This is a genomic window from Micromonospora sp. NPDC050200 (genome assembly GCF_040656135.1).
Taxonomy (GTDB): domain Bacteria; phylum Actinomycetota; class Actinomycetes; order Mycobacteriales; family Micromonosporaceae; genus Micromonospora.
Genome location: NZ_JBFALG010000050.1, coordinates 1 through 24,271 on the forward strand (window position 1 = coordinate 1; position 24,271 = coordinate 24,271).

At 72.7% G+C, this 24,271-nt stretch carries 21 protein-coding genes and 2 pseudogenes; 12 read left to right on the top strand and 11 right to left on the bottom strand.

All coding sequences use genetic code 11. From position 1 onward, the window contains the following. Positions 1 to 218: 218 nt before the first annotated feature. Positions 219 to 794, bottom strand: coding sequence for a hypothetical protein (locus tag AB0I41_RS26425; RefSeq protein ID WP_357112803.1), 576 nt, complete (start codon positions 792 to 794; stop codon positions 219 to 221). A gap of 885 nt (positions 795 to 1,679) precedes the next feature. On the opposite strand from AB0I41_RS26425, the gene AB0I41_RS26430 reads away from it, so the two are divergent. Next, positions 1,680 to 2,264, top strand: a complete 585-nt coding sequence (locus tag AB0I41_RS26430) for a YcxB family protein (protein ID WP_357112806.1) — start codon at positions 1,680 to 1,682, stop codon at positions 2,262 to 2,264. Positions 2,265 to 2,362: 98 nt separating this feature from the next. On the opposite strand, the pseudogene AB0I41_RS26435 reads toward AB0I41_RS26430, so the two are convergent. Beyond that, positions 2,363 to 2,596 (bottom strand): annotated as a pseudogene (locus AB0I41_RS26435) (hypothetical protein); the annotation flags it as partial. Between the two features lie 139 nt (positions 2,597 to 2,735). After that, positions 2,736 to 3,221, bottom strand: coding sequence for a carboxymuconolactone decarboxylase family protein (locus AB0I41_RS26440; protein WP_357112809.1), 486 nt, complete (start codon positions 3,219 to 3,221; stop codon positions 2,736 to 2,738). A gap of 293 nt (positions 3,222 to 3,514) precedes the next feature. Here AB0I41_RS26440 and AB0I41_RS26445 point away from each other — a divergent pair, with 293 nt between their 5' ends. Beyond that, entirely contained in the window at positions 3,515 to 4,330 is an 816-nt protein-coding gene (locus tag AB0I41_RS26445; RefSeq protein WP_357112901.1) for an RNA polymerase sigma-70 factor, read from the top strand. A gap of 85 nt (positions 4,331 to 4,415) precedes the next feature. On the opposite strand, the gene AB0I41_RS26450 is transcribed toward AB0I41_RS26445, so the two are convergent. Continuing rightward, positions 4,416 to 6,095: a DNA repair helicase XPB gene (locus AB0I41_RS26450; RefSeq protein WP_357112812.1), complete on the bottom strand. Its 1,680-nt coding sequence runs from the start codon at positions 6,093 to 6,095 to the stop codon at positions 4,416 to 4,418. A 172-nt stretch (positions 6,096 to 6,267) separates the two neighbouring features. On the opposite strand from AB0I41_RS26450, the gene AB0I41_RS26455 reads away from it, so the two are divergent. After that, on the top strand, positions 6,268 to 7,158 hold the full coding sequence (locus AB0I41_RS26455; protein WP_357112815.1) for a L,D-transpeptidase family protein: 891 nt from the start codon (positions 6,268 to 6,270) through the stop codon (positions 7,156 to 7,158). A gap of 18 nt (positions 7,159 to 7,176) precedes the next feature. On the opposite strand, the gene AB0I41_RS26460 is transcribed toward AB0I41_RS26455, so the two are convergent. Then, positions 7,177 to 9,645 carry a helicase-associated domain-containing protein gene (locus tag AB0I41_RS26460; RefSeq protein ID WP_357112818.1) on the bottom strand — a complete coding sequence of 823 codons (2,469 nt, stop codon included), beginning with the start codon at positions 9,643 to 9,645 and terminating at the stop codon, positions 7,177 to 7,179. 84 nt (positions 9,646 to 9,729) lie between these two features. Here AB0I41_RS26460 and AB0I41_RS26465 point away from each other — a divergent pair, with 84 nt between their 5' ends. Further along, positions 9,730 to 10,353: an HAD hydrolase-like protein gene (locus AB0I41_RS26465; protein WP_357112821.1), complete on the top strand. Its 624-nt coding sequence runs from the start codon at positions 9,730 to 9,732 to the stop codon at positions 10,351 to 10,353. Positions 10,354 to 10,381: 28 nt separating this feature from the next. Next, positions 10,382 to 10,768: a cold shock domain-containing protein gene (locus tag AB0I41_RS26470; protein ID WP_088643517.1), complete on the top strand. Its 387-nt coding sequence runs from the start codon at positions 10,382 to 10,384 to the stop codon at positions 10,766 to 10,768. Here the strand turns inward: AB0I41_RS26470 and AB0I41_RS26475 are convergent. Continuing rightward, positions 10,729 to 11,607, bottom strand: a complete 879-nt coding sequence (locus AB0I41_RS26475) for a 1,4-dihydroxy-6-naphthoate synthase (protein ID WP_357112825.1) — start codon at positions 11,605 to 11,607, stop codon at positions 10,729 to 10,731. The two genes, AB0I41_RS26470 and AB0I41_RS26475, sit on opposite strands and share 40 nt — an antisense overlap. 802 nt (positions 11,608 to 12,409) lie before the next feature. On the opposite strand from AB0I41_RS26475, the gene AB0I41_RS26480 reads away from it, so the two are divergent. Beyond that, positions 12,410 to 13,486 carry a GNAT family N-acetyltransferase gene (locus tag AB0I41_RS26480; protein WP_357112828.1) on the top strand — a complete coding sequence of 359 codons (1,077 nt, stop codon included), beginning with the start codon at positions 12,410 to 12,412 and terminating at the stop codon, positions 13,484 to 13,486. Here the strand turns inward: AB0I41_RS26480 and AB0I41_RS26485 are convergent. Beyond that, on the bottom strand, positions 13,449 to 14,099 hold the full coding sequence (locus AB0I41_RS26485; protein WP_357112831.1) for a futalosine hydrolase: 651 nt from the start codon (positions 14,097 to 14,099) through the stop codon (positions 13,449 to 13,451). The two genes, AB0I41_RS26480 and AB0I41_RS26485, sit on opposite strands and share 38 nt — an antisense overlap. A 317-nt stretch (positions 14,100 to 14,416) precedes the next feature. Further along, positions 14,417 to 15,826, bottom strand: a pseudogene (locus AB0I41_RS26490) (MFS transporter); the annotation flags it as partial. 87 nt (positions 15,827 to 15,913) lie between these two features. Here AB0I41_RS26490 and AB0I41_RS26495 point away from each other — a divergent pair. Then, positions 15,914 to 16,753, top strand: coding sequence for a DUF3027 domain-containing protein (locus AB0I41_RS26495; protein WP_357112834.1), 840 nt, complete (start codon positions 15,914 to 15,916; stop codon positions 16,751 to 16,753). A 3-nt stretch (positions 16,754 to 16,756) separates the two neighbouring features. Here AB0I41_RS26495 and AB0I41_RS26500 read toward each other — a convergent pair whose 3' ends face one another. Continuing rightward, the gene (locus AB0I41_RS26500; protein WP_357112836.1) at positions 16,757 to 17,014 is read right to left on the bottom strand and encodes a DUF2530 domain-containing protein; all 258 of its coding nucleotides are present in this window, start codon (positions 17,012 to 17,014) and stop codon (positions 16,757 to 16,759) included. An 87-nt stretch (positions 17,015 to 17,101) separates the two neighbouring features. Here AB0I41_RS26500 and AB0I41_RS26505 point away from each other — a divergent pair, with 87 nt between their 5' ends. From AB0I41_RS26505 to thpR, 5 genes are all read left to right on the top strand, one after another. After that, complete coding sequence (locus AB0I41_RS26505) at positions 17,102 to 18,580, top strand: NCS2 family permease (protein WP_357112838.1); 1,479 nt, start codon at positions 17,102 to 17,104, stop codon at positions 18,578 to 18,580. Between the two features lie 120 nt (positions 18,581 to 18,700). After that, positions 18,701 to 19,150, top strand: coding sequence for a MarR family transcriptional regulator (locus AB0I41_RS26510; RefSeq protein ID WP_357112841.1), 450 nt, complete (start codon positions 18,701 to 18,703; stop codon positions 19,148 to 19,150). Between the two features lie 71 nt (positions 19,151 to 19,221). Continuing rightward, positions 19,222 to 20,508: an MFS transporter gene (locus AB0I41_RS26515; RefSeq protein WP_357112843.1), complete on the top strand. Its 1,287-nt coding sequence runs from the start codon at positions 19,222 to 19,224 to the stop codon at positions 20,506 to 20,508. Between the two features lie 109 nt (positions 20,509 to 20,617). Continuing rightward, positions 20,618 to 21,133, top strand: a complete 516-nt coding sequence (locus tag AB0I41_RS26520; RefSeq protein WP_357112845.1) for a hypothetical protein — start codon at positions 20,618 to 20,620, stop codon at positions 21,131 to 21,133. Continuing rightward, positions 21,130 to 21,708, top strand: coding sequence for an RNA 2',3'-cyclic phosphodiesterase (gene thpR, locus AB0I41_RS26525; RefSeq protein ID WP_357112847.1), 579 nt, complete (start codon positions 21,130 to 21,132; stop codon positions 21,706 to 21,708). The genes AB0I41_RS26520 and thpR overlap by 4 nt, the downstream gene beginning before the upstream one ends. 192 nt (positions 21,709 to 21,900) lie before the next feature. Here thpR and AB0I41_RS26530 read toward each other — a convergent pair whose 3' ends face one another. Continuing rightward, the gene (locus tag AB0I41_RS26530; RefSeq protein WP_357112849.1) at positions 21,901 to 22,887 is read right to left on the bottom strand and encodes an aldo/keto reductase; all 987 of its coding nucleotides are present in this window, start codon (positions 22,885 to 22,887) and stop codon (positions 21,901 to 21,903) included. Between the two features lie 170 nt (positions 22,888 to 23,057). Beyond that, entirely contained in the window at positions 23,058 to 24,134 is a 1,077-nt protein-coding gene (sepH, locus tag AB0I41_RS26535) for a septation protein SepH (RefSeq protein ID WP_357112851.1), read from the bottom strand. Positions 24,135 to 24,271 lie beyond the last annotated feature (137 nt).

Below are 24,271 nucleotides of genomic sequence, written 5' to 3' on the forward strand. Positions count from 1 at the left end.
GTCCTGGAAATCGTCATCGAAGGAGAATCCATCCTCGCCCCGGGAGGGCTACTTGCTCTGAACCGCTGGTCTCACCCAACCCTGACACCCAGGGGTTCCCGGACGTGTGCGGACGCGGTGCACAGAGCTTGTAATCGAGACGTCTCGCGCTAGACCCGTTGCCGGCCTGCCCTAGCCGGCTCCGGCCCGAGGATGGTCGACGGCGGGATGACGGCAGATCACGCCTCTCGTTGTGCAACGCTCGGAATGCCCGGCCGCCAGACGTCGGGGTTTTCAAGCAGTGGCGATCCCGCCGCCACGGGATCTGGATCCGTTCCGAGGTCGAGGCGAGCAGCCTGCATGAACTCCTCCATCAGCCTGCCTGTGGCGCCTCGTCGGCCTGATTCAACGAAGAGCAAGGTTGTGATGTCGCGTATCGGCCGCGGTGCGAGCAGTTGAATCTCCTGCTCTGCTTCAACAAGTCTTCGGAAGTAGGGCTCCGTGAGCTCCCGGCTCCGCTCCCAGCGGCTCATGGCGGTCTCACGTTGTTCCGCCGTAAGCGTCGGTTCGTCTGCGGCCGCCCTGAGTGACCAGTCCCTGTCCCGGAGCGGCTGCCACTCCTTGAGAGCGGCAAGAAATCCTACGTAGGCCGCCCGGCGCTGCTCGACGAACTGGCGTTGACGGCGCTCCTCGGCTTCCTGGCGCGAGACCTCAGTAGCTGTCCGGTAGCTAGAGCGGCCAGCGATTGCTGCGCCACCCAGGCCAGCCGCCAGGCCTGCCACGGCAGGGATTGCCAGCTCCCACCACGTCGCCACCTCGCCTGTCTCCCTGCCGTCATGCTTATGAGCCTGAGTAGTTCCGACATCGACGGATGCTAGCCGGCTGCCGCCAGAGACGGTCACGACGGCGATGGCCAGACGCGGTGGGACGCTCGGCCTTTGCCGCGCCCTGTAGGCGAGGCGTCAGGCGGCGAGGCAGCAAGAAAGCAGCGCGAGCGTCGGTGCAGGTTGACTCCGAACATGAACCGGCGACGCTCGGTACCTGCTCGTTGACGCGGGTCGCCACCAGTTGACAGCGGGTGACCGCTTGAGACCGCATCCCCCCGACGGGGGTCAGGTCCGGCGGAGGCGCCGGCGGGAACGCTGTCGACAGCAACGCTGACAGCAACCCAGCGGACGGCGGTCGTCGGATTGCCATCTGTACCGGCGGGGCGGGTCCAGGTGCCGGAAGTAGGTCGACCCGTGAGCCGCAGCTTCTCGCAGCGAACGATCCAGTACTCCGGGATCTGGACTGGTGCGGCATCGTCGCCGTGGACCGTACCGTCCAGATAGCTGCCGGGGCGCTCGGAGGCGGTCTTCACCTCGCCCGGATCGGGGGCCTCAGCCGCCCGGGCGCGGAGTGTTCGTTGCCGAGTCGAGGAAGCGCTGACGGCTGACTCGTGTACGACATCAGGTCTGTAGCGAGCATGCGGGTCAGCCGGTCCCGACGCGGCCGCCCGGAGGCACCCACAGCGACCGTCTCCGTGGAAACGGGGGTGGTCGGGTGATCCGGACACCGCAACATCCCGGGGGCGGAGTCGATCAGAGCGGGGTCAGTCCACGCTCGGGAGCTTGGGGCCGACGGCGTCGTCGGCGTGGAAGCGCTGCCGTCACCGGTAATCAACTCACAGGGATGCACGGCGGTGATTAGGCTTCTCGGTCATGCCCTCGGAGAACGTCGCGGCCCACCCCGTGCAGCTGCACTACACCCTTACGTCGGACGACCTGCTAGACGGCTTCGCCGCCCATAACCGCAGCATCCCGCGTCCCTGGTATCTGCGGTGGCTGAGCACCCTACTAGGGACCGGCATGCTCGGTGTCGTCTTCGTTTCCTCTGTGCTGTCTCAGAATCTGACGGGGGCCGCCGCTGTGGCAATTGGCGTCGTGTTCATCGTGGCGGTGCTCGTCGGCGTCGGGTTCAACCTGCTGCTGCGTCGGCTCTTCGGCGGCTCCCGCATGATCTATCGGCTTCACGTTCGGCAGATCATGCGCGGCAATCCTGCGCTGTCCCAGCCCATGCAGGCCACGGTTACCGACACCGGGGTACGTCTCAGCAGCGCCGCCGGACAATCGACGACAACTTGGGCTCAGTACCCGCTGCACGTCGAGACGGATCGGTCTTTTGTCCTGCTTGCATCAGAGCGGCGCGGCGCGGGAGTGCTCGTACTGCCGAAGCGGGGGCTCGATGCGGCGATCCTGGCACCGCTGCGGTCGTTGCTCTCCGCCCACTCCCGCCGGCTTTCCTGATCCGGACAGCGCCGCATCTGGGCGGACCTGCTGAGCAGAACCGGCGATGGGCGATCCGGACACCGCAACATCCCGGAGCGGAGTCGAGCAACGCGGGGTCAGTCCACGCTCGGGAGCTTCGGGCCGAGGACGTCGTCGGCGTCGACGATGGTGTAGGCGTACCCCTGCTCGGCGAGGAAGCGCTGCCGGTCGGCCTCCGCCGTCGCGTACGTCATCCGTTCGGCGTCGATCAGCGTGACCCGTACCTCGGTGTACTCGGCCGGGGCGATCCAGCCCTGCGACTCGATGTCCTTCCACGGCGCGTCGTACCGCTTGGGGCCGATCAGGTAGAACGCGTACCAACGGCGCCGCCAGGCCGAGCCCGGCAGCGGCCCTGGAGGTCCGCGGTGAAAAGGGTTTCTTGAAGGTCACCAAGGTGAGCGCCCGGCCCAGGATCGGATGATCCTGGGCCGGGCCGGATTCGTCTGCGCGTCAGTCGAACGCGGCGGCGAACATGCCGGGCTGGTAGGAGCCGCCCTTCTGGTGCACGATCACGGCGAGCCGGTTGGCTGCGTTGATCAGGGCGACCAGGGAGACCAGCGCGGCGATCTGGTCGTCGTCGTAGTGCTTGCGTACCTGGGCCCAGGTGTCGTCGGAGACGCCCTCACAGGCGTCGGCGAGCCGGGTGCCCTCTTCGGCGAGCGCCAGCGCGGCCTGCTCGGCCTCGGTGAAGACGGTGGACTCGCGCCAGGCGGCGACCAGGTTGAGCCGCACCGCGCTTTCACCCCCGGCGGCGGCCTCCTTGGTGTGCATGTCGATGCACCAACCGCAGCCGTTGATCTGGCTGGCGCGCAGCGACACCAGCTCCTGCGTGGACTTCGGCAGCGGCGACTGCTGGATCACCATGCCGGCGTTGGCGAACCGCTTGAAGAACTTCATGGCGATCTCGTTGTCGAACATGTTGAATCGGGCGTCCATGGTTCCGTCCTTCACTCGTGGTGTTCGGTTGGACGAACACGAGATGCCGGCGAGCAGCGCCCTGTGACGGCGCGGCCGGGTGACGACTGCCACAGCCGGAGGTGTCACAGAACGGCCGGGTCCGGCATCTGGTGGGTGACGCAGTCGAGAGCGAACAGGAGTCACCCATGGTGGGCACGCCGCAGACCGCAGCCGACGACCGTGGTAGGGGCGCCGGCCGTGACGACCGTCCGGACCCGGCCACCGAGGCGTTCCTCGCCCACCGCAACCTGCTGTTCACCGTCGCGTACGAGATGCTCGGCTCGGCCGCCGACGCGGAGGACGTCCTGCAGGAGACCTGGTTGCGGTGGGCGGGCGTCGATCTCGGCACGGTGCGGGATCAGCGTGCCTACCTGGTCCGGATCACCACCCGCCAGGCACTCACCCGGCTGCGTACGCTCGGCCGCCGCAAGGAGTCCTACGTCGGCCCCTGGCTGCCCGAGCCGCTGCTCACCGCGCCCGACGTGGCCGAGGACGTCGCGTTGGCCGACAGCGTCTCGATGGCGATGCTGCTGGTGCTGGAGACGCTCGCGCCGACCGAACGGGCGGTGTTCGTGCTGCGCGAGGTGTTCGACATCGGGTACGACGAGATCGCCGAAGCCGTCGACAAGAGCCCGGCCGCCGTCCGTCAGATCGCACACCGGGCACGGGCACACGTCGCGGCGCGCCGGCCGCGCCGGGTCGTGTCAGCGGCCGAGACCCGGTACGCGCTCGATGCGTTCCAACGGGCGGTCGACACCGGCGACCTGCAGAGCCTGCTCGACATCCTCGCGCCAGATGTCGTCCTTCTCGGCGACGGTGGTGGAGTCAAGCAGGCCGTCCCGCGGCCCATAGTGGGGGCCGACAAGGTCGCCCGCCTGCTGGCCGCCGGCTGGGGCAGGGTCGCCGACATCTCGTCGCTGCGGCCGGCGCAGGTCAATGGCTACCCGGCGCTGATTGTCCGGCTCAACGGAGAGCTCGACACCGTGTTGGCCGTGCGCATCGACGACGGCCTCATCACCGGCCTCTACGCGGTGCGAAATCCGGAGAAGCTGTCGCACATGGAGCGGGAGACCCACCTGAGCCGTTGAGTCGGGAGCGGACGCGCGGTCGGCTGATTCGTTTACGACATCAGCTCGAAAGCGCGTGAGAAAGACACCTGCCTCGGGCCGCGCGTCAGTCGACCGACGGCAGCGACGGCCCCAGGACGTCGTCGGCGTCCACGATGGTGTACGCGTACCCCTGTTCGGCGAGGAACCGCTGCCGGTGCGCCGCGTACTCGGTGTCGATGGTGTCCCGGGAGACCACGGTGTAGAAGTGCGCCTGCCGGCCGTCGGCCTTCGGTCGCAGCACCCGGCCGAGGCGCTGCGCCTCCTCCTGCCGCGACCCGAAGGTGCCGGAGACCTGGATCGCCACCGCCGCCTCCGGCAGGTCGATGGAGAAGTTGCCGACCTTGGAGATGACCAGGGTGCGTACCTCGCCCGAGCGGAACGCGTCGAAGAGCCGTTCCCGTTCCTTGTTGGTGGTCGAGCCTTGAATGATGGGCGCGTCGAGGTATTCCCCGAGCTGGTGCAGCTGGTCGATGTACCCGCCGATGACCAGTACCTGGTCGTTCGGGTGCCGGTCCACCAGCGCGCGAACCACGGGCAGCTTCGTCCGGGCGGTCGCCGCCATCCGGTACCGCTCCTCGGACTCCGCCGTCGCGTAGGACATCCGCTCGGCGTCGGTCAGCGTCACCCGTACCTCGGTGCACTCCGCCGGGGCGATCCAGCCCTGCGACTCGATGTCCTTCCACGGCGCGTCGTACCGCTTGGGGCCGATCAGGCTGAACACGTCGCCCTCCCGGCCGTCCTCGCGGACCAGCGTCGCCGTCAGCCCCAGCCGGCGGCGGGCCTGGAGGTCCGCGGTGAACCGGAAGATCGGCGCGGGCAGCAGGTGGACCTCGTCGTAGACGACCAGGCCCCAGTCGCGGGCACCGAACAGGTCCAGGTGGGTGAAGGCGCCGCCGCGCCGCGAGGTGAGCACCTGGTACGTCGCGATGGTGACCGGGCGGATCTCCTTGCGCTCGCCGGAGTACTCCCCGATCTCGTCCTCGGTCAGCGAGGTGCGGGCGATCAGCTCCCGTTTCCACTGCCGGCCGGCGACCGTGTTGGTGACCAGGATCAGCGTGGTGGCCTTCGCCTCGGCCATCGCCGCCGCGCCGACCAGCGTCTTGCCCGCGCCGCAGGGGAGCACCACCACGCCCGACCCGCCGGCCCAGAACGCCTCCACCGCCTCCCGCTGGTACGACCGCAGCGTCCACGGCTTGCGGCCGTCCTTACCGGCCTCGGCCAGCTCGATCGGGTGCGCCTCGCCGTCGACGTACCCGGCCAGGTCCTCCGCCGGCCAGCCGAGCTTCAGCAGCGCCTGCTTGAGCCGCCCCCGCTCGGAGGGGTGCACCTGGATGGTGTCGTCGTCGATCCGGTTGCCGAGCATGCCGGCGAGCTTCTTGCTCTTCGCGACCTCGATCAGCACCAGCCGGTCCAGCGCCCGCAGCACCAGGCCGTACGCGGGGTCGTTGGCGAGCTGGAGGCGGCCGTACCGGTCCATCGTCTCGGCCACGTCCACCAGCAGCCCGTGCGGCACCGGGTAGCGGGAATACTTGATCAGGGAGTCCACCACGCCCTCGGCGTCGTGGCCGGCCGCCCGGGCGTTCCACAGCCCCAGCGGCGTCAGCCGGTAGGTGTGCACGTGCTCCGGTGAGCGCTCCAGCTCGGCGAACGGGGCGATCGCCATCCGGCAGGCCTGCGCGTCGGGGTGGTCGATCTCCAGCAGCAGGGTCTTGTCCGACTGCACGATCAGTGGTCCACCGCTCACGCCAGCGCCTCTCCTCGGGAGGGATCGTCGGCCACCGATTCCGGCGGGACCCGCCGCAGGCCGACCATCCAGTGTTGCACGAGGTCGGGTGGTCCCAGGAAAATGCCCAAACGACGCAACGTTTCCGGTATTCCACGCGTCTACCAAGGGGACGGCAGACTCGGGAGGGCTCATGAAGCACACAGGTCTCAAATTCCGGGTGGTCGCCCTGGCGGTGGTCACGCTGGTCGGCGCCGGTGGGTGCGCGCTCGATCCGCAGGCCGATCCGGGTGGCACTGGAGGAGGGCTCGCCCCGGTCGGCAAGGCGGAACAGGTAACGGGGGCGAGCGGCGTCTCCCTGCCCGACCAGCGGACCCTGCCGACCACCTCGGCCCCGAAGCCGAAGGCCGTGTCGGCGGCGTTGCGCGACACGACCCCGCCGAAGGCGGAGAGCGGCCGTCGGCTCGTCAACCCGACGCCGCAGACCAAGACCCGCTGCGAGCAGGGGGAATACCAGCGAGAGGTGGAGGGATACCTCGCCCGCCTGGGCGGGTTCGGCACGGTCACCGTCGACGGCCGGCAGTCGAGCGCCGACTGCGCCGCGATCAAGAAGTTCCAGCAGCGGTACGACATCCGCCCGGCCGTCGGCCGGGCCGGCCCCCTCACGTACGACGTGGCGAAGCGGCTGGCCAACACGGACACCAGCCGCTGCACGGCCGGCACGGGCACCACCTTCTGCGTTGACCTGACCCGGCAGACCACCTGGGTGATGCGCAGCGGCAAGGTGGTCGCCGGGCCGACGGTCACCCGCACCGGCATGGCCGGCTACGCCACCCCCGCGGGCACCTACAAGATCAATTTCCGCAACCTGAAGGAGTGGTCGAACCCGTACGACGTCTGGCTGCCCTACTGGCAGCGCTTCAACGGCGGAATCGGCTTCCATGAGACCACCACCTACCTGCACAACTCCTCGATCGGCTCGCACGGCTGCGTCAACCTGCTGCACGCCGACGCGGTCCGCTGGTGGGAACTCGGCTCGGTCGGCTCGCGGGTGGTGCTCGTCGGCCGTCGCCCCGGCACCTGAGCCAGCCGGCGCTGACCGTCAGTCCTCGAGCACCGCCGCGGTGATCCGGTGCAGCGCGAAGGTGTGCAGCATCTCCGTCCGGTCGTCCTCGGCGCGCAGATAACCGGCGCCGATCGAGACCGGCCGGACCAGCCGGGACACCGTCGCCCCGTGCGCGTCGACGTAACCGACCCAGACCAGCGACTTGTCCCGCACCGCCTGTTGCAGCACCGCCAGGGCGTCGCTGTGGCCGTGCACCGGCATCGGGCCGGTCGCCGCCCGGGCCGCGCCGCCGCGCATCACCGCCGGGGCCCGCCGGGCCGCCCGCGCCGCCGCGTCACCCCGCCGGATCTGCTCCACCACCCCGAGCAGGCGGGGCATCGCCAGCTTCGGAGCGGCCAGCGGGTCCAGCGCCCGGGTGGTCACCGATGCCCGGGCGGGGGCCCGCCGGGTCTTCGGCCGGGACAACACCGTCGCGCCGCTGCCGTCCTCCGGCACCGGCGCGTACCCGGCGTCGCGCAGCGCGGTCAACATCCGCCCCACCTGGTACGGGGTGACCAGCACCGTCGGTGCCAGCCGGCGGAACGCCATCGGCTCCAGCCGCCGGTCGGCCAGCACCTCGGCGAGCAGCGCCTCGTCGTCGCTGCGCACGTACCCGCCGGCGGAGCCGAGGCGCAGCCCGCCGTGCTTGCGCGCCACGTCGTCCACCAGGTACGTCAGCCCCTGCGGAACCGGGGTACGCGACCGGCGGAGGAACAGGGCGTGCAGGTCGTCGGCGGTGTAGCCGGCGTCCAGGGCGCGCCGCACGCTCGCCGTGGTGACCCGGTGCACGCTGGCCCCGCCGGCCGACTCGTGCTCGGCCACCACGTCCAGCTCGGCGGCGAGCGCCGGGTCGGGCGGGCCGGGCACCACGACGCTCAGGTCGGCCTGCACCAGGAAGTGGTCGACCGGGGCGGGCAGCAGCGCGTCCAGCGCCCGCACCGCGCTCGACGGATCGCCGCTCTCGGCGTCCGAGCGCAGGCCCAGCGGGTCGCCGCCGCCGCGCTCGTCCGCCTCGGTGACGTCGGTGAGCAGCAGCCGCCCGTACGAGGTGAGCGCGCCGAGCCCGGTGACGCCGAGCTGGGCCGCCTCGGCCAGCACCTCCCGGTGCGCGGTCTCCCGGCCCCGGCTGCGCCGCGGGGCCCGCCAGTCCAGCAGCTCCAGCACCTCCTCCGGGGTGGGTGCGGTGGCCGGCTCCAGGTCGGCCAGCACCCCAAGCACCGCCCGCCGGGCGGCCGGTGCGCCGGCCCGTTCCGCCTCGGCGGAGAGCACGCTGATCGGCCGGTCCCGGTCGTCGCGCTGGCCGACCAGCCCGACCTGCCGGCTCATGGTCAGCCAGGCCCGGGCGAGCTGCTCCCAGCGGTGGGCCAGCGACATCGCCCGCCACACCTCGTACCCGCCGGTGGGCAGCACCTGCTGGTCGGCGCCGTACCGGGTGGTGGTGGCACCGGGCAGGTCCAGCTCCCCGACCAGCCCGGCCGCGTACGCCACCTCGAAGACCAGCGCGGTGGTGGACTCGTCCAGCCCGACGGTGCGGGCCAGCCGGCGCAGGTCGCGTACCCCGACACCGCCCGAGCGCAGCACCGGGGCCGGCTCGGCGGCCAGGCTCTCCAGCAGCGCCTCGGTGTGGCGTACCAGCTCCATGGTCTGCCCGGCCCCGGCGGAGTCGGCGGCCTTCGGCTCGCGCGGTGAAGCGGTCACCGACGGCGGGCTGGTTCGCAGCGGGCCGAGCGGGCCGCTGTCCCGGCGCAGCACGAGCCCCACCTCGCGGGGCAGCTCCACGGTGCCGGCGGAGACCGGCACGAGCAGCCGGGCGTCGACCAGCCAGCGGACCGGCGAACCGGTGGGCGCGCCGCCGTTGGTGGCGTCCGGCGGCAGGTCGTCCTCGGCGCCGACCGGGGGCGCCTGGAGGGCCCCCGGCGGCACGCTGCCCACCGGCGGCCCGGCGGCGAGCCGGTCCAGGATCGCCCGGGCCGACGGGGGAGCGGCGAGCAGCGTCCGCCGCAGCTTCGCCGGGTCCGCGCAGAGCGCCGCCGTCCGCGGGTCCAGCTCCGCCGCCGGTCGCCCCAGGCCCGCCGGGTACGCGGAGACCTCGTCGACGCTGCCGGCGACGCGCAGGGCGTGCTCCGGGCCGTACAGCAGGAAGAGCGCGCGTAGCCGGTCCACCGCGCCCCGGACGGTGGTCGGGGCGGGCGGATGCGGCCCGGCGGTGGCCATCGCGAGGACGTCCTCGGTGGAGGTGGTGCCCTCCTCGGGGTGCCGGGTGAGCCGGGCGGCGTCCAGGATCTGGAGGGTGAACTGGTCCAGCCCGTCCAGCGCGCGGGCCACGGAGACCCGCGACTCGGCCCGGATGGCGAGGGCGGAGACGTCGGCGGGCACCGGCACCACGAGGTCGGGCCGCAGCTGGAGCAGGGCGGCCAGCGACTCGTCGGGCAGGGCGCGCAGGTGGTCGGCGAGTGAGGTGGTCATCGTCGTTCCACGCTAGCCCGGAGCGGGGCCGTCCCGCCCCTCGGACGTCCGGCTCGATCCGGGTTGGGCGGGTACGTTCTCGGGGTGCTCCCACTGATGGTCGGTTTTGACCTCGACATGACCCTGGTCGACTCCCGCCCCGGCATCGCGGCCTGCTTCCGGGCGTTGACCGCGCAAACCGGCATGCCCGTCGACGCCGACCTCGCGGTCTCCCGGCTGGGTCCGCCGTTGCGCACCGAGATCGGGCACTGGTTCCCGCCCGAGCGGGTGGAGGAGGCGGTGACGATCTTCCGCGAGCTGTACCCGGCGTACGCGATCACCCCGACGGTTCCGTTGCCCGGCGCGCGGGAGGCGGTCGAGGCGGTGCACGCGCGCGGCGGCCGGGTGATGGTGGTGACCTCGAAGATCGGCCGGCTGGCCCGGCTGCACCTGGAGCACCTCGGGCTGGCGGTCGACGAGCTGGCCGGGGACCTCTTCGCCGAAGAGAAGGCGACCGCGCTGCGCGCGCACGGCGCGACCCTCTACGTGGGCGACCACGTGGCGGACATGGTGGCGGCGGGCGCCGCCGGGGTGCCGGGGGTCGGGGTGGCCACCGGCCCGTGCAGCGCCGACGAGCTGCGGGCCGCCGGGGCGGACCAGGTGTTGGATGATCTCACCGGATTCCCGGCGGCGCTGGACCGGATCATCGGGCTAGCCTTGGAGCAGTAGACGTCTCAAGCGAAGCAGGGGTTCTCAGGTGCCGACGGGTCGAGTGAAGTGGTATGACGCGGCCAAGGGATACGGGTTCGTCACCAGTGACGAGGGTGGCGACGTGTTCCTGCCCAAGGGCGCGCTACCCGCGGGTGTCACCGACCTCAAGGGTGGGCAGCGCGTCGATTTCAGTGTGGTGGACAGCCGCCGGGGCGCCCAGGCGATGGGGGTCAAGCTGCTGGACGCCCCGCCGTCGATGGCGGAGCTGCGCCGGCGCCCGGCCGAGGAGTTGCACGGCCTGGTCGAAGACATGATCAAGGTGCTGGAGGCGAAGGTCCAGCCGGACCTGCGCCGGGGCCGGTTCCCCGACAAGAAGACCGCGCAGAAGATCGCTCAGCTGGTCCACGCGGTGGCGCGCGAGCTGGAGGTCTGAGGGATCAGCCCGGCGTCGGTGGCCCGGCCCAGCAGCGCCTCCACGGCGGCGAATCCCGCGTCCCCCAGGTCCGCGGTGAACTCGTTGACGTAGAGGTCGATGTGCCGGTCCACCACGTCGGGCTCCATCTCCTGGGCGTGGGAGAGCACGTACTCCCGGCTGGCGGCCGGGTCGGCCCAGGCCTGGCGGACGGATTCCCGGATCCAGCCGGCCGCCTCCGCCGGGTCGACGGCGCCCTTGCGGGCCAGGATCGCGCCGAGCGGGATCGGCAGGCCGGTGTCGCCCTCCCACCACTCGCCGAGGTCCACCAGCGCGGTCAGCCCGTGCCGGTGGTAGGTGAACCGGGCCTCGTGGATGACCAGCCCCGCGTCGTACTTCCCGGCGGCCACCGCCGGCATGATCTCGTGGAACGGCACCACCTCGATCCGCGCCGGCGGCCGCTCGGCCGACCAGAGCCGGAAGAGCAGGTACGCCGTGGTCCGGTCGCCGGGCACCGCCACCGTGGCGCCGCTCAGGTCGGCCCGGTCCGGCCGCCCGGCCCCGCTCCCGGCCGCGCCCGCCCCGTCACCGGCAGCGCTACGGGTGAGCACCAGTGGGCCGCAGCCCCGGCCGAGCGCCCCGCCGCAGGGCAGCAGGTGGTAGTCGTCCAGCAGCCAGGGCAGCGCCGCGTAGCTCACCTTCACCAGGTCGAACGCGCCCCGCTCGGCGGCCGTGTTGGTGACGTCCACGTCCGCGTAGGTCACCTCGACCGGCGGCGCGCCGGGAACCCGGCCGTGCACCAGGGCGTGGAAGACGAACGTGTCGTTGGGGCAGGGCGAGATCGCCAGGGTGAGCGCCACGACCCCACGGTAGCCCCGCTCCCGCGCCCCCTCCCCACCCCGCCCACCCCACTGTGACCCCGCCTGCCCGCCCACTCGCCCCCACTCGCCCGCTCGCCCGCCTCGCCCCGCTCGCCCGCCCCGTCCGCTCGCCCGCCCCGCGCCGCCCCGCTCGCTCGCCCCCCACTCGCCATCTCGCCCGCCGGCCTGTCCCGCCGCCTGCCGCTGGTGGCCTTCGCCGGGAGCCTCTTAAGCTGCCCGGCGTCTCCGGTCACGGTCGTCCGCCGCTCGCATCCTGATCCGTCACCACGGCCCGGGGCCGGGGGTGGCAATGCCTCCACGATTCGCTTTGGACCTGATGACGTAAACGACTCAGGTCGGATGGCCGGCCGTTCCCCGCCCGGTGTTCGCCGCCTTCGGCTCACCGACGGTCCGGCTAACGACCGTCCAACCCACCGACGGTTCGGCTCACCGTCCGTCCGGCGTGCCTGTCGGCCCGGCTCCGCGTGTCCCAACCCACCGGACCGTCCGTCCGGCCTGCCTGTCGGCGCGGCCTCGTGTCCCGGCCCATGTCCCGGCTCCGCCCGCGTGTCCCGGCCCATCGACCGTCCGGCCTGCCTGTCGGCAGCACCTCGCCCGTCCTGGCCGCCCCGCCCCGGCTCCGCCCGCGCGTCCGGGCCCAAGCGTGAATCGTCTACGACATCAGCTCCAAAGCATCCGTCACCCATACCGCTGTCCCCAGGCGGGGAGGTTTTCCACAGCGTTGTCCACAGGCTGGCGGCAGCTGTTGAAAGAGCGAAGCGGGCGGGGGCAGCATGGGTGTGTGACGGAAGCACTCTTTCCGGTCGACCTGGGCCGCACGGTCCGCGCGTTGCGCCGCCGCGCCGATCTCAGTCAACGGGAGCTGGCGGCCAAGTCAGGGGTGCCGCAGGCCACCATCGCGCGGATCGAGTCGGGACGCGCGACCGGCCCGCGGTTCCGGACGATCGAGGCCCTCGTCAGTGCGGTGGGAGGTCGGATTACGGTTTCCGTGCCTGCCGCCGGTGGGGCCCCCGGGGCCGGTGGTATTCCGATCGCGGACAGGGGCCACGTCCCGGCCCAGGGCGGTGGCGGCCGCGCGGCCTCGGACGGTGGCGACAGCGCGGTCAAGGTCGGTGGCGGCAGCGCGGTCGACGGCGGTGGCGGCAGCGCGATCGAGGGCGACGGCGCGGTCGAGGTCGGTGGGCACGGCGTAGCCGCGGAGGGTGGCGACGGCGCGGCGACGTGTGGGCTGGCGTGCGTTCCGCATGACGAGCTGCGCGACGCGGCCGGGCGGCGCTACCCGGCGCATCTGGACGCGTGGCCGGTCCACGAGCCGAAGGACTGGCCCGGTGCCTGGTGGGCGGACTGGTACAACCTGCCGCCCGAACGCTGGCCACTGCCGCTGCCGGCGGCGACCTACGAGCGGGACCGGGGCTACCGGGACCGGCGACGCAGGGCGGAACGGGTACGACAGGAGTTCGCTGTACGCCGGGTCACCGAAGACGGGCGCCCCGCGACGTCCTGGCGGTTCGTCGCCGAGCTGCCCGACGGGGAGTTGGTCGGCGAGTTGCGGGCCCATGAGCGCACGCCGCACCTTGCGTACGGCGGGGACGAGTCGGTGTGGCCGCGCGAGATGGTGCTCGACGGGGTGCTCGTCGCCGTCGAACACCGGCGGCTCGGCATCGGGCGTGGGCTGATGGACGCGCTGCTCCGGCTGATGGCCGAGGTGGATATCGGCAGCGTGAGCGGAATCGCCAACGGCTCTGGCGCCAACTTCCTGGCGGCGTGCGGTTTCCGCGTCGAACCGCACCGGCCCTTGGCGATGCGTCTCGCGCGGCCGGTCAGTGCAGCACCCGGGCGGCCGCCGTCAGGGCGGTGAACGCCTCCCTCATCCGCCACGACCCCCGGTCGCGGGGGCCGATCGGGTTGGAGATGGTGCGCAGCTCGGCGAAGGGGAGACCGGCGTGCGCGGCGGCCACCGCCACGCCGTACCCCTCCATCGCCTCGGCCACGGCGTCCGGGTGGCGATCGGCGAGGGCGAGGGTGCTCGCGGCCGTGCCGGTCACCGTGCTGACGGTCAGCACCGCGCCGACGACCGCCTGCGGGAGCGCCGCGTACAGGCCGGCCAGCAGCTTCGGGTCGGCGTCGACGGCTGGGCCGGCACCCAGCAGCTCCGGCGGCATGCCCAGCTCGTCGATCGGGATGAACCCCGTGGGCGACTCCGCGCCCAGGTCGGCCGCCACGCTCCGGGTGCCGAGCACCGTCCCGCCGACCGCCACCCGGCCGGCGAAGCCGCCGCCGATCCCGGCACTCACCACCGCCCGGTACGGGCGACCCGCCGCCTCGGCCAGCGTCAGCAGCCGTGCGGCGGCGGCGCCGGCCACCGCCGGCCCCACCCCGACCGGCCGTACGGTCACCGTCTGATCGGTGAGGCCGGCCCGGATCGCCTCCGCCTCGGCCGGCACGGCGGTCAGCACCAGCAGGCCCGTCACGACACCGGCCCCGGCGACCCCCGCCGCTGTTCGTCCGCCCCGCCGGGACGCGATGCGGCGGAGGACGGCCGGTAGATGTGGTACCCGGGCGGTACCAGCCCGGAATCGTCGCCGTCGCCGTCGCCGTCGGGGGAGCGGTGCCAGGTCGGTGCCGGCGAGGTGGGTGCGGCCTCGGCGGCGGCCTGCGTGGCGGCGTCCTCCGCCTGGTCGGGACCGTGCGCACCGGCGCCGTGCCGCTCGCCGGCCGGGCCGCGCCCGCCGTCCGGTGCGTCCGGGCCCCGCCTGCTGCGGGCGGCCGCCTCCTCGTCCGCCGCGCGGTCCCGCTCGGCCAGTTCCTCGTCGGTGAGCGGGCGGCCGATCAGCCGTTCGCCGCGCAGGCGGCCGGCGACGACGATGCCCCGGGCGGCGGCGAGCACGCCGACCCCGGCGGCGACCGCGATGCCGACCCGCCCCTCGAAGGGGACCAGGCCGAGACCGCCGCCGGCCACGAAGGCGAGCATCAGTGCCGTCTCAGAGTGGGCGAAGGAGCTGGCCCGCAGCCGCTCCGGGATCCGCTCCTGGATCGAGGCGTCCACGGCCAGCTTGGCGATCCCGCTGGAGAGGGCGGCGACCAGGCAGAGCACCGCCACCATCGGCAGGGAGAACTTCACCGTGGCCAGGACGCCCACCCCGGCCACGATGACCATGCTGCTCGACTGGATCGCGGCGGGCCGGTGGATGCGCAGCCGGGTGCCCAGCGCGGTGGCCAGGAAACCACCCACCGCCAGTGCCCCGCCGACCAGCCCCAGCGCTGCCTGGTCGTTGAGCTCCCGACCGAAGAAGTCGGTGTTCAGGTCGCCCTTCTTCAGCGCGAACGCGAGGAAGAGCAGCAGGAAGCCGTAGAGCGCGCGCGGCGCCGCCGCGCCGATCAGGGTGGCGATCACCAGGCGGCCGGCCGGGCGGCCCCGGCCGAGGGGCCGGTCCCCCTCTCGGCGCAGTGCGCGCAGCGGCTGGGGCACTCGCTCCGGCGGCTCGGAGTCCGCCTTCGGTGGCAGCCGCAGCGCGATCACCATGCCGACCAGGAAGATCACCGAGGCGACCCGTAGCGGCCATTGCGGCCCGAACCAGAACGCGGCCAGCCCGATCGGCGCCACCAGCGCGCCGGCCACCGTGCCGTAGACGCTGGCGCGGGCGCCGACCTGGGAGAGGCCGAGCCCCTCCGGCAGCAACCGGGGCACGGCCGCCGAGCGGGCCACCCCGTACGCCCGGGAGAGCGCGAGCACGCCGAACGCCGCCGGGTAGAGCCCGAGGCTGCCGATGTAGTCCGAGATCAGCCAGGCCAGGAACGCGCGGCCGAGCATGGTGGTGGCCAGGGCGTACCGGCGGCCGTGCCGGAAGTGGTCGAGCAGCGGGCCGACCACCGGCGCGAGCATGGCGAACGGCACCATCGTGACCAGCAGGTAGAGCGCGACCTTGCTGCGCGCCTCACCCAGCGGGACGTCGAAGAAGATCGTCCCGGCCAGGCCGATGGCGATCAGCGTGTCGCCGGCGCAGGAGACCGCGTGCAGGTCGAACAGGCGGACCATGCCGGCCTCGCCGCCGGCCCCCCTGGCCCGCGCCGACCCCGCCCGCCGGGTCATCCAGCGCCCGCCGCTGACCGAACCGCGCAACAGCAGACGGGCGGCGCGGATGCCCGTGCCGACGGTCCGTCCGAGTACGGACCGCCCGGAGCGGGAGAACAGCGGCATGTGCACCATCCTCGCCCATCTGATCCACTCCCGTCGGGCCACCTGGAGAAGACGTCATCGGGGAGTCCCTGTCAGGCGGCGACGCGCATGGGGAACAATGAGCGGGTGACCAGGCCCGCCTCCACCCGCGCCGCCCGCCTCGACCAGGTCTGCGCCGTCGCCGTCGACGTGGCCCGCGACGCCATCACCGAGGTGGAGCCCTCCGACGTCGGCGACCACCTGCGCGCCGTCGCCGAGGGCGACCGGGTCGTCACGCACTATTTCGAGTGCCTGCTCGCCGGCTACCGCGGCTGGCGGTGGGCGGTCACCGTGACCCGGGTGCCGCGCAGCAGGCACGTCACGGTCTGCGAGACGGTGCTGCTGCCCGGCTCGGACGCGCTGCTCGCCCCGGGCTGGCTGCCCTGGCAGGAGCGGCTCAAGCCGGGCGACCTCGGCCCCGGCGACCTGCTGCCCACCCCGCCGGACGACGAGCGGCTCACCCCCGGCTACCTGCTCTCCGACGACCCGGCGGTCGAGGAGGTCTCCTGGGAGCTCGGCCTCGGTCGACCCCGGGTGCTGTCCCGGGAGGGGCGTACCGAGGCCGCCCAACGCTGGTACGACGGCGACCACGGCCCGTCCGCGCCGATCTCGGTGGCGGCGCCCGCCGCCGCCCGCTGCGGCACCTGCGGCTTCTACCTGCCGCTGGCCGGCGCGCTGCGGCAGTCCTTCGGTGCCTGCGGCAACTTCTACGCACCGGACGACGGCCGGGTGGTCAGCGTCGACCACGGCTGCGGCGCGCACTCCGAGGCGGTGGTCGAGGCGGCGGAGTCCCCGGTCGACGAGATGCCCACGGTCTACGACGACAGCGCGGTGGAGGCCATGTCGGTCAGCCGGGCGCCGGGGTCGGTGGAGTCGGCCGAGCCGGCGGAGCCGTACGGCCACTCCTGACGGTCAGCCCCGCGGGGCCGACTCGCGACGGCGACGCCGATTGGCGTCGTGGCGCATCATCACGGCCAGGCCGGGAAAGCCCCACAGGAAACCGGCCAGGCAGGTCCAGAGCCAGTTCTGGTGCCCGTGCTCGGTGAGCCAGCCCCGGAAGAAGACCAGCAGGACGAGGCCGACGACCGCCCAGGCGATCAGCCCGGCGACCGCGAACGGGACCATCGGCGGGTCGAGCGGCTCGGGCCGCGGCGCTTGCTCCTGTGGCACCGGCAAAGCGTACGCGATCAACTTTCCTGCCTGGTCCTTGATCTGCGACGATGCGCGCGACAACGGAAGATCACCTGCGAGGACCTGATGGCCATTGCGCCGCCGGACAACGGCACTCCACCCGATCCCGCCCGCCCCCGCACCGGTTTCGACCGGTTCTTCGAGATCTCCGCCCGTGGTTCGACGCTGAGCCGCGAGGTACGGGGTGGCCTGGCGACTTTCTTCACGATGGCGTACATCGTGGTGTTGAACCCGCTGATCCTGGGCGGCGCCGTCGACGGCGACGGCAAGAAGCTCTCGATCCCCGCACTGGCCGCCGCGACCGCCCTGGTCGCCGGCCTGATGACGATGCTGATGGGCGTCGTCGGGCGCTTCCCGATGGCGCTGGCCGCCGGTCTGGGCGTGAACGCGCTGGTCGCGTACGAGATCGCCCCGGAAATGACCTGGGCGGACGCGATGGGTCTGGTGGTGATCGAGGGTGTGATCATCGCCGTGCTGGTCCTCACCGGCCTGCGCACCGCGGTCTTCCGCTCGGTCCCCACCCAGATGAAGACGGCGATCGGCGTCGGCATCGGTCTCTTCCTCACCATCATCGGCCTGGTCGACGCCGGCTTCGTCCGGCGCGTACCGGACGCCGCCAACAGCACCGTGCCGGTGAACCTGGGCATCAACGGCAAGCTGGTCAGCTGGCCGATGCTGGTCTTCGTGGTCGGCGTGCTGCTGACCCTGGTGCTGGTGGTACGCCGGGTGCGCGGCGCGATCCTGATCGGCATCCTGGCCTCGACCGTGCTGGCGATCATTGTGGAGGCGGTCGCCCACGTCGGCCCGTCCTTCGTCAACGGCAAGCCCAACCCCACGGGTTGGTCGCTGAACGTGCCGGAGTTGCCCAAGCAGATCGTCGACATTCCCGACCTGTCGCTGCTCGGCAACTTCAACGTGCTCAACTCGTGGAGCCGCGCCGGCTGGCTGGTGCCGCTGATGTTCGTCTTCACCCTGCTGATCACCGACTTCTTCGACACCATGGGCACCATGGTCGCGATCGGCCAGGAGGGGAGCATGCTCGACGAGCGGGGCACCCCGCCGCGGGCGAAGGAGATCCTGTTGGTCGACTCGATCGCCGCGGCGGCGGGTGGCGCGGCGAGCGTCTCCAGCAACACGTCGTACATCGAGAGCGCCGCCGGTGTGGCGGAGGGCGCCCGGACCGGCGTGGCCAACCTGGTCACCGGCGTCCTGTTCCTGCTGGCGATGTTCCTGGCGCCGTTGTCGGTGGTGGTGCCGTTCGAGGCGGCCTCGACGGCGCTGGTGGTGGTGGGCTTCCTGATGATGAGCGCGGTGCGGACCATCGACTGGACCGACTACGAGATCGCCATCCCGGCGTTCCTCACCATCACCCTGATGCCGTTCACCTACTCGATCTCCAACGGCATCGGCGCCGGCATCATCACCTTCGTGCTGATAAAGCTGGCCAAGGGGAAGCCGCGGGAGATCCACCCGCTGCTCTACGGGGTGGCCGCGCTGTTCGTGGTCTACTTCCTGCGCGGGCCGATCGAGGCCGCGGCGATGTAGCTCCACCGCCGCTCCGGGCCGGGGCCCGAACCGGACACTCGGCCCGGAGCATCGCAAACCTCTCGTGAGCCTGGTCATATCGCACGTCGTTAGCCAGGCTCATTAGTTAGGCTAACTACTGTGACGGAGCGGACGGTGACGGCGAAACGCGTGCCACCGGCGCAGCTGGCCCCTCAGCTGCGTGATGCGATCACCCGACTCAACCGGCGGGTCCGGCAGGCCCGCCCGGTCGGCGACCTGACGGTCACCCAGCTCTCCGCGCTCACCAGCCTCAAGCTGGCGGGCGCGCTGACGCCCCGGGAACTGGCCGACGTCGAGCGGGTGCAGCCACCGACGATGACGAAGATCGTCGCGAAGTTGGAGGAGCGCGGCCTCGTGCAGCGCACCCCCCACCCGACCGACGGTCGCCAGGTCATCCTGGCGGCAACCGAGGGGGGCCGGGCCGTGCTCGACCAGTTCGAGCGGGCCCGCAACGAGTGGCTGGCCAGCCGGCTCGCCGCGCTCACGGAGGACGAACGCGACACGCTGCGGCGCGCCGCCGAGATCCTCCAGCAGCTCGCCAGAGCCTGACCGCGCCCGTACCGCCGGGTCCGCGCCGTCCGTTGTGGATGACGCGTACCACCCGAGGAGGCGCACCAAGAGTGCAGGCGAAGCTGAGCACGATGTTCCAGTCCCTACAGGTCCGCAACTACCGGCTATTCGCATCCGGGCAGCTGATCAAGCTGATCGGCGTCTGGATGATGTTCATCGCCCAGGACTGGCTCGTCCTCGAGCTCTCCGACGACTCCGCCACCGCGCTCGGCGTGGTCACCGCGCTCCAGTTCACCCCGGTGCTGGCGCTCACCCTGCTCTCCGGCCGGCTCGCCGACCGGTACGACAAGCGGCTGCTGCTCTTCGTCGCCAACGCCTTCTGGACGGTGCTCGCACTCGGGATGAGCGTGCTGGTCCTCACCGACCTGGTCCAGCTCTGGCACGTCTTCGCCTTCGCCGCCCTGCTCGGCGTCGCCAACGCCGTCGAAACCCCGGTCCGGCAGGCGTTCGTCTCCGAGCTGGTCGGCATGTCGCTGCTGCCCAACGCGCTCTCGCTCAACGCGGCGGTGTTCAACTCGGCGCGGATCGTCGGGCCGGCCGTCGCCGGCCTGGCCATCGCCGCCTTCGACGTCGGCCCGGTGTTCCTCTTCACCGCGGTCAGCTCGATCGCCCCGCTGGCCACCGTGGTGCAGATGCGCCCGGCCGAACTGCACCGCAAGGACCTGCCACCGGTCGGTGAGCGGGACTCGGCCAAGGTGGTCGACGGGCTGCGCTACGTCTTCCGCCGCCCCGACCTGCTGCTGCCGATGGCGGTGATGTCGGTCATCGGCATGACCCTGTTCAACTTCCAGCTCACCCTCGCCGCGCTGGCCAAGACCGTTTTCCAGACCGGCGCCGCCTCGTTCGGCCTGTTCAGCACCGCGCTGGCGGTCGGGGCCCTGGCCGGGGCGCTGGCCGGCACCGGGCGCCGCAGCCGCCCCTCGGTCTGGGTGGTGCTCGGCGCGGCGGTCGGCTGTGCCGTGTTCGGCACCCTGGTCGGGCTCGCGCCGGCGTACTGGCTGGTGGTGGGCCTGCTGCTGCCCACCGGCTTCTTCATGGTCTTCTTCGCCCAGGCCGCCAACCAGCGGGTCCAGCTCGGCGTCGACGCCGCCTTCCGGGGCCGGGTCATGGCGCTCTGGGTGCTGGTCTTCCTCGGCACCAACCCGGTCGGCGCGCCGCTGATCGGCTGGGTCGCCGAGACCTACGGCGCCGGGGCGAGCATCTGGATCGGCGGCCTCATCTCGCTGGCCACCGCCCTGCTCGCGCTCACCTGGCAGCTGCGCCGGGCCGGCGCCCGGCTGCGTTTCCGGGTGCTGCCGATGCCCCGCTTCTACGTGGTCTCGTCGCCCGACTGCTGACCGCCGCGTTCCCGGCCCGCCCCCGGCCATCCGGGAAGGCGGGCCGGGTTTCGCGTCCGGATCCGGCAATCCGGTGGCGGGCGGTCGGCGTGGGCCTTAGCGTCGGTACGTGGCAGGCGGTGGCGCACTGACGCTGGTACTGGCGTTCCTCGCCGTGGCATGCCTGCCGGCGGCGTTCGCCCTGCTCTTCTGCCTGGACGAGATCTTCGACCGGGTCGCCTGCGGCTGGGCCGAGTGGCGGGACGGCCGCCGCGAACGCCGCACCATCGCCCAGCTGGACCGGGCGATCGAGGTGGACGCCCTGACCCGCGACATCGACCTGAGCCAGCTCGACCGGGCCGACCGGCAACCCCTCGAACTCATCGCCGCCGACCTGCGCCGCCTCGGCGGGCACCGGCTCGCCGCCCGCGGCCGCTCGGTGGTCTGGCACGCCTCGGTGATCGACGGGTACGACGACCGACTCCGGGCCGCCTGCCGGTCGCTGGGGATCACCGAACACCTGACCGAGCTGACGGGCGTGGACCGGGAGATCGAGCGGGTGCGGGTCGAGGGGCTGCTGGCCCGGGCGGGGCTGGCGCTGCCGGCCGCCGTGGCCGGCCGACGACCCGGCCACCGGCGGGCGTGAGACTCTTCGTCGCGGTCTACCCGCCGCCGGCCGCGGTCGCCGACCTGACCGACCAGCTCGCCGGGCTGCGGGTCGGCGCCGCCTCCGCCGCCGGCGTCAACGTACGCTTCGCCGACCCGGCGAACCTGCACGTCACGCTCGCCTTCCTCGGCGAGGTCGAGGCGGACCGCCTGGTCGACGTGGAGAGCACACTCGGCCTCGCCGCCGAGACGTCCCGCGCGGGGCGGGACGCCGTGCCCCGGCTCCGGCTCGGCGGGGGCGGGCGGTTCGGCCGGGGCCGCTTCACCGTGCTCTGGGTGGACCTGCTCGGCGACGTCGAGGCGCTGCACGTGTTGGGCCGGCTGATCCGGATGGGGCTGCGCCGCAACCGCCTCCCGCACGACGAGCGGCCGTTCCGCCCACACCTGACCATCGCCCGCCCCGGCGACCGGGTCGACCGGGCCGACGTGGAGGCCGACCGGGCCGCGCTCGGCGATTACCGGGGGCCGGAGTGGCCGGCGGCGGAGATGGTGCTGGTCCGCAGCCACCAGGGGCCCCGGCCGACGTACGACCGGCTCGCTGCCTGGCCGCTCTGACCTCCACGCCCCGAGCCTCGCGTCTCCCTGCCCCGCGCTTCCGTGCGCCACGCCCCACGCCCGCGATCTTGCACTTCATGCCCGGGCAAAAGGAACAAGAGCCGCGAAGCAAGGGCCCAAAGTGCAAGATCGGCGCGGGCGCGGGCGCGGGCGCGGGCGCGGGCGCGGGCGCGGGCGCGGGCGCGGGGCGGGTCACCAGGCCCAGGCCTCCGGGCCGGAACCGCCGCTGCCGATCGGCGGGAAGAGCTCGTCGAGTCGCTTGGCCGTCGCCTCGTCGATGTCGACGCTCAACGTGCCCAGGCTCCGGTCGAGTTGGTCGACGGTGCGCGGGCCGATGATCGGGGCGGTCACCCCGGGCCGGGAGAGCAGCCAGCCGAGCGCCACGTCGGCCGGGTCGTGGCCCAGGTCCGCGCAGAGCTTCTCGTACGCCTCGACGGTCGGCCGGTGCTCGGCCAGCGCGTCGGCGGAGCGTCCGCTGGCACCCCGCGCGGCGCCGCCCTCGGCCATCTTCCGGATGACGCCGCTGAGCAGGCCGCCGTGCAGCGGCGACCAGGGGATGACGCCCAGGCCGTAGTGCTGCGCGGCGGGGATCACCTCCAACTCGACGTGCCGGGTGAGCAGGTTGTAGATGGACTGCTCGGCGACCAGACCGAGGAAGTTGCGCCGGCCCGCCGCCGCCTGCGCCTGGGCGATGTGCCAGCCGGCGAAGTTGGACGAACCGACGTAGATCACCTTGCCCTGGGCGACCAGGGTCTCCATCGCCTGCCAGATCTCCTCCCACGGCGTGCTCCGGGAGACGTGGTGCATCTGGTACAGGTCGATCACGTCGGTCTGAAGCCGGCGCAGCGAGTCCTCGCAGGCCCGGATGATGTGCCGGGCGCTCAGGCCCTGCTCGTTGGGCCACTCGCCCATCTTGCCGTAGACCTTGGTGGCGAGGACGACCTTGTCACGCCGCCCGCCGCCCTGCGCGAACCAGCGGCCGACGATCTGCTCGGTGACGCCCTCGCCGAGCTTCCAGCCGTACACATTGGCGGTGTCGAAGAAGTTGATGCCGTGTTCCAGCGCCCGGTCCATGATGGCGAAGCTGTCCGGCTCGGTGGTCTGCGGCCCGAAGTTCATGGTGCCGAGGCAGAGCCGGCTCACCGACAGGCCGGTGCGTCCCAGATTCGTGTACTCCATGGGTCCACCCTGGCACGCGCGCACGTGGAGCGCCCTACGACAACTCCAGTTCGGCTGACGGCCATAATTCGGCCTCCGCGCCGCTTGGCGGCGCTCCGGACCGAATGAAGGCCGGTCTGACGCCGCGCTGCGACCTGGAGCCGTCGCGCGATGCCTGGGTGTCCGATGGGTCAGGAGGACTCGCGGGCCGCCGGGCCGCTGCCGAAGAGGACGTCGTCCCAGCTCGGCAGCCGCTTGCGCGGCTTGCCGCTGGCGTCGGTGGACTCACCGCCGGCGGCCGCGGCACCCGTCCGGCGGGGCCGGAGCACCGCCAGCGACGGTACGGCAGGGACCTCCTTCGGCGTGTCCGAGTCGTCGTCGAACGCCGAACCCTGACCGCCGCCGAGCAGCGCCGCCGCGCCCCCGCCGACGGCCCGCTGCCGGGGCGCCTCGGCGCCGGCCAGCGCGGCCGGGGACCGCGGGTCGAGCCCACGGCCGGAGGTGCCGCCGAGCGGCCGGTCGAGGGAGGCGAGCAGGGCGTCCCGCCCGGCCCGGATCGGATCCCGGCCCGGACGGCTGTGCTCGCCGGCCGTCGGCAGGCCGTGCCCGCCCCGGCTCGGCTCGCCACGCGACGGGCCGGGCAGCGCGTGCCCGCCCCGCTCCGGCGCCGGCTCCTGGCCGAGGATCGGCGTGGGGCGCTCGGCGCACAGGTACTGCGCCATGTCGTCGTGCGGGGTGACGTTCTGCCGGAGCTTGTCGAGGTCCCAGACCGCCTGCGCGGTGGCCTTGCCGGACGGCCAGGTGGCGATGATCCGCCAGGTGCCGTCGTCGCGCCGGTACGCGTCCCAGGAGATCTTCTCGGTGTCGATCCCGTGCTGGGCGAGGCGGCCGTTGACCACCTCGGCGAGCGGGGTCGGCTTCTCCGCGCCCTTGAGCCGGGTGCGGCGGGCGTGCTGGGCGAGCATCGCCCGCTCCTGGAGCACCGGGCCGGCGTACCGCAGGACCCGGTCGACCGGGACGCCCGCGATGCGGGCGACGTCCTCGGCGGACTCGCCGGAGCGGATCCGGGCCTGGATGTCCCGCGGGGAGAGCGACGGCGTCGGGTCGGCGGTGGTCGGCACCACCGAGAGGGGCGCCGCGCCGGGCTCGGCGTGCAGCGCCGTGGCGATCCGTTCGTCGATGGGGAGGGCGAGCAGGCGCCCGACCTCGTCGGCGAGCACCAGAGCCTGGCCGTCCTCGGAGAGGGCGACGAAGCGTACTGGGCGCATGGCGTTGCCTCCGTCCCGCTTCGCTGGCCGTCACGCCACGAGCCGGCCACCCGGGCGTCTCGGACCACCGTACGCTCATCTACCCGAAGGTGGGGGATGCGACACCCGGCATGTCGCGACTGAGCTGCGGCGATGAT